General features: G+C 44.3%; 10 protein-coding genes. 4 read left to right on the forward strand and 6 right to left on the reverse strand.

Features of this window, described 5'->3' with window-relative positions:
* Positions 1-132 precede the first annotated feature (132 nt).
* On the reverse strand, positions 133-597 hold the full coding sequence (locus KDK13_RS06160) for a group II intron maturase-specific domain-containing protein (protein ID WP_257284095.1): 465 nt from the start codon (positions 595-597) through the stop codon (positions 133-135).
* On the reverse strand, positions 575-3,583 hold the full coding sequence (locus KDK13_RS06165) for a Tn3 family transposase (RefSeq protein WP_257284097.1): 3,009 nt from the start codon (positions 3,581-3,583) through the stop codon (positions 575-577). Before KDK13_RS06165 ends, KDK13_RS06160 begins: the two co-directional genes overlap by 23 nt.
* Before the next feature lie 144 nt (positions 3,584-3,727).
* Between KDK13_RS06165 and KDK13_RS06170 the strand changes: the two genes are divergently transcribed.
* From KDK13_RS06170 to KDK13_RS06180, 3 genes are all read left to right on the forward strand, one after another.
* Positions 3,728-4,270 carry a recombinase family protein gene (locus KDK13_RS06170; RefSeq protein ID WP_257284098.1) on the forward strand — a complete coding sequence of 181 codons (543 nt, stop codon included), beginning with the start codon at positions 3,728-3,730 and terminating at the stop codon, positions 4,268-4,270.
* An 80-nt stretch (positions 4,271-4,350) separates the two neighbouring features.
* On the forward strand, positions 4,351-5,157 hold the full coding sequence (locus tag KDK13_RS06175) for a 2OG-Fe dioxygenase family protein (protein ID WP_257284099.1): 807 nt from the start codon (positions 4,351-4,353) through the stop codon (positions 5,155-5,157).
* Positions 5,158-6,078: a lysine exporter LysO family protein gene (locus KDK13_RS06180; RefSeq protein ID WP_257284100.1), complete on the forward strand. Its 921-nt coding sequence runs from the start codon at positions 5,158-5,160 to the stop codon at positions 6,076-6,078.
* Positions 6,079-6,086: 8 nt separating this feature from the next.
* Here the strand turns inward: KDK13_RS06180 and KDK13_RS06185 are convergent, their stop codons facing one another.
* The 3 genes from KDK13_RS06185 to KDK13_RS06195 all read right to left on the reverse strand — a co-directional run bounded on the left by KDK13_RS06185 (position 6,087) and on the right by KDK13_RS06195 (position 8,791).
* Entirely contained in the window at positions 6,087-6,497 is a 411-nt protein-coding gene (locus tag KDK13_RS06185; RefSeq protein ID WP_257284101.1) for a reverse transcriptase domain-containing protein, read from the reverse strand.
* Between the two features lie 10 nt (positions 6,498-6,507).
* Positions 6,508-7,761, reverse strand: a complete 1,254-nt coding sequence (ltrA, locus tag KDK13_RS06190; RefSeq protein ID WP_257284102.1) for a group II intron reverse transcriptase/maturase — start codon at positions 7,759-7,761, stop codon at positions 6,508-6,510.
* A 526-nt stretch (positions 7,762-8,287) separates the two neighbouring features.
* Positions 8,288-8,791: a hypothetical protein gene (locus KDK13_RS06195; RefSeq protein WP_257284103.1), complete on the reverse strand. Its 504-nt coding sequence runs from the start codon at positions 8,789-8,791 to the stop codon at positions 8,288-8,290.
* 173 nt (positions 8,792-8,964) lie between these two features.
* Here KDK13_RS06195 and KDK13_RS06200 point away from each other — a divergent pair, with 173 nt between their 5' ends.
* Positions 8,965-9,177 (forward strand): hypothetical protein, encoded by a 213-nt coding sequence (locus KDK13_RS06200; RefSeq protein WP_257284104.1) that lies wholly within the window; start codon positions 8,965-8,967, stop codon positions 9,175-9,177.
* Between the two features lie 196 nt (positions 9,178-9,373).
* On the opposite strand, the gene KDK13_RS06205 is transcribed toward KDK13_RS06200, so the two are convergent.
* Positions 9,374-9,649 carry a hypothetical protein gene (locus tag KDK13_RS06205; RefSeq protein ID WP_257284105.1) on the reverse strand — a complete coding sequence of 92 codons (276 nt, stop codon included), beginning with the start codon at positions 9,647-9,649 and terminating at the stop codon, positions 9,374-9,376.
* Between the last annotated feature and the right edge of the window lie 202 nt (positions 9,650-9,851).

The following is a 9,851-nucleotide window of genomic DNA, read 5'->3' on the forward strand; positions in this document are numbered from 1 at the left end:
CAAATACAAAGGCCTGGCCCTGGCTTTTCGATTTCCTTGACTTTATTCAAGAATCCGAGTAGATGAGGACGTTACCGCCCTCAGCCCTCGCAGATCCGGACGAGCCCAATTAAGGCATCCGGTTCCTCACAGTTATTGATTCACTAACGGATGACCTTGGTAGTACTGATGCTGGATTCTTGGCGGTGTCAGGGGGAAGCGTTTCAGGAACTGGGAAAATTTCTCCCACGGAATATAGCTTTTCCGAGATCGGCGCCCCAGCCATTTATGCCAGATTTTCTGTACTTTACTATGCACTGCCTTCAGGGCTTTCAAGTTTCCAGTAATGCCGAAGTACGCAAAGTGTCCCCGTAATTTCCGGTTCAGCATGGCGTACTGCTCACTCAATGGCTTATGCCTATCTTTACGACAATAGTCGTTGAATGATTTCAGCGTTTTGGCTAATCGCCCCTTGGCGGTTTTCCGGAATATTGCAAAACCACCTTTCCGGGTTTTACCCCAGAAGTGTGTGAACCCAAGGAAATCAAAATTGATCGGAAGTGGGATCTGAAGCCCACCGGAACGTAATCGTACGCTAAGGCTTTTCACTGTCATCATCAGAATCATTGAGCGGCCTCAACTGACCTTTTGATACCAGCTCTGACAGAGCAAATGAGTACTGCCCCAGCATATTGATATGCCCGAAAGGTAGTGGTGCCAGACGTGCAACGTCCTCGTCCAGAATCTTTTCTCCTTGCTTTTTCAGGTGCTCCAACGAGGCTTGCATATAGATTGTATTCCATAAAACTACAGCATTTGTCACTAACCCCAGTGCGCCCAATTGATCTTCCTGTCCCTCACGGTACTGCTTTCTGATTTCGCCCCTGTTTCCATAGCAAATTGCTCGGGCAACAGTATGGCGAGCCTCACCACGGTTCAATTGGTTCAATATGCGGCGTCGATAATCTTCATCATCTACGTAATGGAGAAGGTAAATGGTTTTATTGATTCGGCCTAACTCAATGATGGCTTTGGTCAAGCTTGAGGGGCGTTCACTTTTCAATAGCGAGCGAATGAGCTCTGAAGCCTGCACCGTTCCCAGCTTTAAAGAGCCTGCTATACGTAGCATGTCTTCCCAGTGCTGTTCTATTTGTTCCGTTTTAATACAGCCTCGTGCAATTTCATCAAGTACACCATAATCAGCATTTTTATCAATACGCCAGAATACAGATTCTCCGGCATCCGCCAGTCTGGGGGAAAACTGATACCCAAGTAACCAGAAAAGTCCAAATACTAAATCGCTTGCTCCAGCAGTATCGGTCATAATCTCGGTTGGCTTTAAACTGGTTTGTTGCTCCAAGAGACCTTCCAAGACAAATATCGAATCACGCAGAGTTCCAGGGATAACGACCCCGTGAAATCCGGAGTATTGGTCAGATAAAAAGTTGTACCAGGTTATTCCTCTGCTGGAGCCGAAATACTTTCGGTTTGGGCCAGAATTAATAGTACGTACGGGTGTAACAAAGCGCATACCGTCCGCTGATGCCACTTCTCCGCCTCCCCAATATCGGGGTAGTGACAGCGTTGACTGATAGTCAACCAATTTGGCATTTGCACGAGCCAAGGTTTCAGCGCGTACGTAGTTTTGCTTCACCCAACTCAGCCGGTGGCGGGTAAGTGCAGGAACATTGCTTCGCACCAAGGGCTCAAGACCAATATTACAGGCTTCGGCGAGTAATACAGCACAAATGCTAATCAGTAGATTGTCGGCCCTGGCATTAGCCTCACTTACGTGAAAAAACTCGTCTGCAAAACCGGTATGAGCGTGGATTTCCAGAAGTAATTCTGTCAGTTCAACTTTCGGCAAGAGACTGACTACCTGTTCTTTCAATTTCAATAGACTCTCAGGCTCTTCCAATTTGTCGAGCTGAGTGATGGTCAGAGAAGGCTTTTTGCCAGTGTTATCAAGGTTAACAGCATCATTGTCATCAAAGTTTGCAATCACCTGTCGGTAGGCATTATCAAGTTGCTGAGACAGGCTTGAAATAGCATCCTTGGCAGAAGTAGGATGCCCAAGAGACCGACAAACCTGTACTTTGTGAGCTTTCCACTCGTCTCCCTGGAGTAATTTAGCTCGTGGGTCGCCCCAGCGATCACTTCTGGTAACATAAACATCTCGCCTTCTCAGGCTGTCTTGTAACTTATCCAGAAAGCACAGTGTGTAGCCGCGTTTGGTTACCTGTTCATCTTTGTCATAAACCAAACGTTTCCAAGGGGCTGAAATAATATCCAGCGGAGGGTCTATCAATATCTGTTTTCGGGAATTTCCCTGTTGGATCAGGTAGTTCAATGCTTCCAACGTTGGCGCTCCCGCCGGAGCTCCTTTAAACTCAACTTGTTTAAATAGCTGAGGTAGAAACCGCCTGACTCTACCGTACTGCTGCACCATTTCATCGTAGAACCGGTCATCCGCAGGGCGAGCCAGATCGTTGATGGTTTTTATGGATTTTTGCAACCTCTTTTTTGAACAGAGAGAAAAAATAGCATCCCGTAGCACTTCATCATCATTTCCTTCATCGAGAATGAGCGAACAAACTGAAGCCAGTGTAAGAGCCGAGCGATCAAGGTCTTTAAGGGTTCGAAGTCGATTTCTCTGCCCAAGTTTTTTGGCCTCTCCCGCAATATCAGAAATTAGGAGGTCAAGCACGTCAAGGGCATCGTCCAGAGCTGTAACTTCATAGGCTTTAACAAAAGCCAGCAACATTGCAGTCCTTTTACTCTGAGGCATACGCTCAATCTTGTAGGCTGATGCAGCGCTGGTATATCTTGCCAGGCTCTTTAGTCGGACAGGAGGAATATGGGAAAAATCAAGCTCACTGATGCCAAATTCATGAAGTTCCTGATAGCGCAAAATGGCGGCATTAAATGCAGGACCACTGATTTTTACTGGTCCTTTGCGATAACGATCAAGGTTCGATCCCCGCTGGCCTGAAGGTACTTGTAATAAATTTTCGAGCTTGGCTTTTTGATGGCTGTCTGGCAACGATGTCAGCTTGACCCAAAGTTTCTTTTCAACTCGCTCCCTGATCTCTGATATAAGGCGGGATAATGTTGTCACACCAGGCAGCAGAACTTTATTTTTGACGAGCCAGGAGGTTGCAAAATCGAACAGAAGGCTTGGCCTTTCGTTACTTACCCAAGCTCGGGTGTAGATAAACCGACTTAACCGGAATAACCAGGGCAGTTCATTAATCTCCCTGAATCCATACCGCTTACGGATCAGAGCATTATGCTCCCGCTTGGTGGTGTCACGCTGAGCATAATTTTCGAGAATTGATATGTCTGCAATTGCCAGTTGTCTCGCCACAAACATCTGGGTACTGGTTGGAATAGTCTTCAAGTCAGATAAAAAAGTGCCAAGGAATCGAACTGAAGTCAGTTGCAAGGCAAAACCCAACCGATTCTGGTCTCCACGCCTTTCTGCGATAAACGCTTTATCACTTTCATCGAGATGAAAATACTGAGCAAGCTGAATGTCATTGGGTTCCCCACAATACTGCCCATACCGAGACTTCTGTTCTTCGGTTAAGAATTCGACTGGCATCCTACACCCAAAGTTATACTGTTTTTGTCTATTAATTTATAAATTTGTGGACATCGTAGATGTTTATGAATATCCTGTCTATAAAATCGTTTTTAAGCATTTAGTAGACATTTTTTCTATTAATCGATTTAGGAGGCAGTTGTAGTGCGTTGCTTTGGCTATGCTCGTGTTTCAACCAGCCAGCAGTCACTGGATTTGCAGATCAAAACCCTAAAAGCTGCGGGAGTGAAAGAAAACAGAATTTTTTCAGACAAGACCTCCGGATGCCACATCGAACGTGAAGGATTAAGTCTTCTTAGGGTGAAAATGGAAGAGGGGGATGTCTTATTGGTTACAAAACTGGATCGCCTGGGCCGAGATACCGCCGATATGATTCAGCTTATCAAAGAGTTCGACCAGCTCGGGGTGGCTGTCCGTTTTATTGATGATGGCATAAGTACGGAAGGCCCCATGGGGAAAATGATTATTACTATATTTTCTGCTGTAGCTGAAGCTGAGAGACAAAGAATTTTAGAGCGTACAAATGAAGGACGACTTGAAGCTAAGTCTAAAGGGATAAAATTTGGCAGGAAACCAACTATCAACAGAGAAAAACTAATCGAGCTACATGAACAAGGCTATAAAGCAAGGGAAATCGCACAGATTATGAAGATTGGTCGATCCACGGTATACAAGCTATTGAAATAAAAACTAATACTACTACGTCAAATAGCCAAAGCAGAGAATGGCAGTAAACAATAAAATAACAAAAACAATATTGGTGGATAATGCAAACAGAATGCTTTTCAGAAAAATTTAATCCGAATAAGAAAATAGATGCAAGAGAAAGCCTTTTGCATGAAGGTTTTTCTCACTATCAACTTGATATTGATTATTCAGAAACAGATCAATCGCTACTCTTTCAAGAGTTTGCGAATTTAGAAGAAGATCCCTATGCAAGTCGAGGGAGTAATCGATTTCGTCGATATGAAAATGGCATAATATTACCGTGGAAGCCTCAAGAAATCCACTGGATTCCAACAATAAGAAGAAATGGTGTAAACCTGTCTGGATATGATCAAGGAAAGAACAATCCAGAGCATTCTGATATGAGATATTTTAATTCTTTATCTGAGAGGGTTAAGAATAGCAATATTTTAAAAGATATAATTACCAATGATTTTGACAATACCTTTTGGCCTACTGGTGGGCAGAACCTACCCATATATTTTGGAGTTCACTTTGTAAAATTGAGTATACGATCAATTTATGATAAAGGGATTAGCTCTCCTAACTGTTTCCACCAAGATGGTGAACCCTTCACTTTTGCACACTTAGTTAAAAGATCATGTGATGTTGTTGGTGGAGTTAATTACATAGGCCCAATAGCCTTTAGAGACAAATCACTAAAGGAAATAGACAGAAGTCAGATCACAAAGGCGTTTACTCTTAATGATTTTCTAGAATCCTTTGCTGTTAGGGACTCAGTAGTTACCCATCATGTAGAACCAATTTCTAAGTTATCAAACAACAATATGCTTAGTGAAAGATATATGGTTTTAATAGACTTCTCAATAATGATGCAGGTGATTTAAATGCAGTCACTATTTTACTCACTCCTACCTTTAGGAGTAGCACTAATTTCTGGGTATGGTACTGGAATGGTACTGACAAATAAATGGAGTTTATTTGCAGGCCGACTCATTACTCATCTGGTTTGGATTTTGCTGATAACTATAGGGTATGAGTTTGGAATTGTTTTTAACAATCTGTCTTCGGCAGTTGACACTTTATATACATCATTTATATTTGCTGTACTTACAAGTATAATTCCGTTTGGATTAATATCTTTTATATTCAGGCAAGATCGAATTAAAGGAAGTGGAACGACACGATCTTTAGCAATGATGTTAACACCAATAAAAGAGTGCTTGATTGCTATTGGAATGGTTGTTTTAGGTGTATTTCTTTTTACATTAATTGATTATATGGAGCTTTACTTTGATCCAGGACAACTAACTGAGTACCTTTTATACCTATTAATCTTTATGGTTGGAATAGATATTGTTAGTGTTGATTTTAATCAGGCTTTTAGAAGGAAAGAAATATTTTTAGTTCCGTTATTGGTTATATTGGGCTCAATAATAGGTGGTATTTTATCTTCACTGGTCACAAAAGAAGAACTGTCAACATCTCTGGCGTTGTCTAGTGGATTTGGCTGGTTTACCTTGCCTGGCGTAATGGTTTCAAATAAAATGGGCCCTGTTTATGGCTCCATAGCTCTATTGATTGACTTATTTCGTGAACTTTTAGCAATTATACTTCTTTATATTCTAGGCTCTAAACATCCTAAAGAATGTATTGGAGTAAGTGGTGCAACAGCCTTAGACTCTACACTTCCAATGATTAAACAAACATGTGAGTCTAGAAACTTACCTCTTGCTCTTATTAGCGGTTTCTTTTTAACATTATTAGCTCCCTTTTTGATTACTTTCTTTCTTGAGTTTCAAGGATAACTAAATTTTCAGGCATGTGAGAATCCGAATGCATGCCTATAAAGACCTTGTTCAGTATAAGGCCGATGATTCTTCAAATTATTTTCCTTAGCGTACGTTTCCGTTCCGGTGGGCTTTAGAGGCCTAAACCAGTCATCCAGTACATAGTGCAGATAAATATTGGCTAACAGTGGTGAAATAACACCACCCTGAGGAGTTCCCATTGTCGGGTAGCTAAGCTCTCCCGACTCGAGTATACCGGCCTTCAGCCATTTATCGATCAGTTTTCGTACCACGCCATCAGTTACTCTTCTGGCAAGAAACTGCCTTAACTGGTTGTGGTCAATCGTATCGAAATACTTTTGGATGTCCAGGTGAGTAGACCGTGGGAACTTCCCCCACAGCCCCTCCAAGAACGGAACGTGAGCCTCTCGACTCATTCCGCTCCCATTAAACCATCGCTCCAATCATCCCTGCTCGCCAATGAGCAAATAAATGGCTACAAGATTTAGCAATGTTTTCCATAAACTTACCAGCTCTCGTTTTTCGCCGTTGCAGCTTTTTGTACTTGTGCCTTGCCCACCAAATCAAAGCCTTATTGACCTGCCGGAAGACTCTGTACAACTCTGAACGATAGAAGCAGCCATAGTAATTGATCCAACCGGAAAGGATTGGGTTTAACCATTTGGCCAGTTCTACAAGACTTAAATCTGTTCGCTTTCGGATACCCAGTTTTCTGATCTTCCTGATCATCTCCTTCTGTGCAATTCTGCTGGCAGCTGGAGAGAAACTCAGAAACAGGCTTTGCCGTTTTCTGTTCAGTACCCATCTCGGCCTGAAGGTATATCCAAGGAAGTCAAAACCAGTGTTCTCATACTGCCCTTTTCGTGAACCATCTTTGCAATACACAATTTTGGTTTTTACCGGGTGCAGTGCAAGCCCACATGACTCAAACCTACTCTGAAGTGCTGATAGCAGTTGCTGTGCTTCCTCTTCACTATGGCAGTGTACAAGCCCATCATCTGCATATCTGCACCAACTCACTCGGGGATGGTTCTTCTGCATCCATTTGTCAAAGACATAATGAAGAAACAGATTCGCCAACACCGGACTGATAACACCACCCTGAGGAGTGCCTTGCGTACGTTCTATACACTCGCCACTCTCGCTGATCATTGGTGCTTTTAGCCATCGCTCTATGTACAACAGTAACCAGTTACAGCTGGTGTGCTTTCTTACTGCCTTCATGAGCAGTTCATGTGAGATATTATCGAACAGCCCTTTTATATCAAATTCAAGAACCCAGTCCTGATACCAACATCGCTTCCTTGTGACACGTACAGCATCAATTGCTGATTTGTTCGGCCTGTACCCATAAGAATCCCTGAGAAAACAGGGTTCCACCAGAGGCTCAAAATAGAGCTTGGCAACCATCTGAGCTATGCGATCTGATATCGTAGGAATACCAAGTAACCGCGTGCCCCCTGATTTCTTCGGGATGGCCACAGCCTTGACCGCAGGTGGAAAATAACAGCCTGAAGTCATGCGGTTCCAAATTTTATACAAGTTGTTCTTTAAGTCTTTTGCAAATACGGTCATTGACTCATTATCAATACCCGCAGCCCCCTTGTTAGCTTTCACCAACTGGTAGGCTTTTACAACATGCCATTTATCGATATTGAATCGATGTGTACCCGTCACCATACCTCCTCCTGCACTTGCAGTTGGATATCCGACTGATACCGTTTAACACCGCCCCTTCGCTCCACACTCATTACAAGTGCTTCCTCACTACTACGAGCAGTTCCGCCCCAGTGCCAGGCATCGGTACTCTCACACTCATCATTTTAATGATTTGTATTTCTCCCTTTGCATCCTGACGACTGGTTCCCACAGTTCCTGAGAAAAGCCTGAAATGAGATCGCGCCCACTTTACACCGGACACCACTTACACGGCCTTCGGAACAGCCTGTAAATTGATCACCAGCCTTGGACGCTGCTGGCTTTTGATGTCGAATCTTTGGTTTACGATGCGTCATCATGGGTTCGATAACTCGCCTTCTCATTTCACACCTGCACACCTTAAAGATGCACTTTTCTTCAACGCTCACCACCAGTACTCTTAATACTCGCAGCTTGAAGTGGTTTGAAGCCGGTTTCCGACAACAGACTTCGGTGGGCCATACCACCATCTTCTCCCAAGCTTAGCCACAGATCTGTCGCATACTCCTTATGCAGCCAGTCTGTGTGCCTGTGGCACACCATCCAGTACCCATTGGCCTCCATCTCGCATTATGTGGCTACGTAGACTTTGCAAGGCATGATGCGCTGACCTGCCTTTGCGGGACCCAAACGAGCAGTTATAGAAATCTTGCTCGTAAATAGGCCCCAATAGCATCGCCACCGCTCTCTGGGCAATTTTGTCCTCGAAGGTCGGTATGCCCAAAGATCGTTTCTGACCTTTCCCTTTTGGAATATAAACGCGTCGTAACGCAGGAGCCCGATATTGACCGGATTTCAGTCGATCCAGCAGATTAAGGAGATTATTCTCCAGCTGTCGCTCATACATCTCGGCCGTTTGACCATCGACGCCTGTCGCACCATCCTTGCGGGTCAGTTGATAGGCCTGTAAAAGCCAGTTGTAGTCCATGTATTGATTTAGCGAGGTGAAAGCCATGGCTTGGTTGTTTCTGGCCAGTGTGGCTATCCGTCTCTGTTTCGTTGACACAAACATAAGGTTTCAATGCACCTCTTGTGTTTCCCACAAACGGTTCCATAACTATGATGTCCCCTTTCCTCGTCCGGGTCCTCCTGAGCAGAGTTCCCCGTTGTCATCGGTACTATGGGACACTAAGACTTCCAGTACCTACTATCCGGTCACTTATGGATTCGTTCCCGGACTCCTGAGTGCTGCTTCATATTCGCTTCGCCGGGCTTGAAGCAAAGCCTGACGACCAGGTTCTGTTCAGCCTTAGAACCAATGGCTATTTAACTCAGGTCAGCACTGGATCTCGCAGGTTCCTGAGAAATCCATCCTGTACCTTTGCCCCGGTCTCAGACTCCGGCCGGACTGATTTTGTCTCACCAAATCGACATTTCAGTACTGACCCCACCTCTTGAACAATGAGGCCTCCAGCAAGGCGTCAATTTCGGAGCTCAATCCCGCGGCTTTAGTACCTGCTGTTTCCGCTTCAAAGCCAAGGTTACCCATGACTAAGCAAAACTCGCTTCCGGCTGATGGTTAATCTTTACCGGGTGGGAGTCGAACCCACTGGATTTCAACGAATGATTTCAGTTTATAAAACTTCCCACATTCTCAGGCTTCGCCTGTCGCCATCAAGACCCGACCCCGGTTTTCCTTGCCTTGGGGCCAGTGGTGGTAGCTGCTCCATACACAATGAAAATCAATCGATAACAACGCCTGTGTAACAAATCCGTCGGCTGAAAGCATGCAACCGAACAGCAGCTCACAGAACGTTGGTACTGCAGTTGGCGATAGCGCTCCGGCAAGAAAGGTTGTATATAAAGCAAGCTCCCTGAGGATTACTTGATGATCTGAAGTGAGCATGGCAACCATCTCGAATTTGGTCATTGGGGATGGTTGCTTTTAGCAGATTATTCGCCGAAACTATTGCGCTTATAAAACTCTAAAGTCGAGAACGGGTCTCCGGTTTTTTTAACCCGGCTTTATCGCAATTCATCGGTTGTTTTCCCTTCTAACGGGGAGAAAGACTGACCGTCGAGCGTTGCAATAAGTTGCTCAAAAAATTCTGGACAGTGAGTCCTTATCTCTT

Source organism: Endozoicomonas sp. SESOKO1 (genome assembly GCF_024606265.1).
Classification (GTDB): Bacteria; Pseudomonadota; Gammaproteobacteria; order Pseudomonadales; family Endozoicomonadaceae; genus Endozoicomonas.